Origin of the sequence: Stenotrophomonas sp. 3diitr2024 (assembly GCF_042136455.1) — a bacterium.
In the GTDB taxonomy this organism is placed as follows: domain Bacteria; phylum Pseudomonadota; class Gammaproteobacteria; order Xanthomonadales; family Xanthomonadaceae; genus Stenotrophomonas; species Stenotrophomonas sepilia.
Genome location: NZ_JBHHMJ010000291.1, coordinates 1 through 318 on the forward strand (window position 1 = coordinate 1; position 318 = coordinate 318).

The following is a 318-nucleotide window of genomic DNA, read 5'->3' on the forward strand; positions in this document are numbered from 1 at the left end:
AGCCGTACTTCACCGAGTAGTCCTGGGTGATCTTGACGTTGCGACCGCCCTTGCCGGTCGGCTCCAGGTTGAAGGTGGTGACCTTGTCGTGACCCTTGGTGGCGTCCTCGATGGCGATATGCCGGGCCTGCAGGTGGAAGTTGACTATGGCGAGCGCCGCTTTGACGTGGCCAAGCCAACCAAAGGAGCCGACGGCTGGAGCGGCAAGGCGCTGGACTTCAGCCTGGAGTCCGCCTTCAAGGTGTTCGTGTTCAATCCGCAGGCGGATGTGAAGGAGCAGCAGATGCAGATCTGCGTCAACATCCGGATGATGCAGAA

General features: G+C 60.4%; 2 pseudogenes. One reads left to right on the top strand and one right to left on the bottom strand.

The window, feature by feature from the left end:
- Nucleotides 1–124 (bottom strand): annotated as a pseudogene (locus ABGA94_RS06680) (polyketide cyclase); the annotation flags it as partial.
- On the opposite strand from ABGA94_RS06680, the pseudogene ABGA94_RS06685 reads away from it, so the two are divergent.
- Nucleotides 104–318 (top strand): annotated as a pseudogene (locus ABGA94_RS06685) (hypothetical protein); the annotation flags it as partial. The pseudogenes ABGA94_RS06680 and ABGA94_RS06685 sit on opposite strands and share 21 nt — an antisense overlap.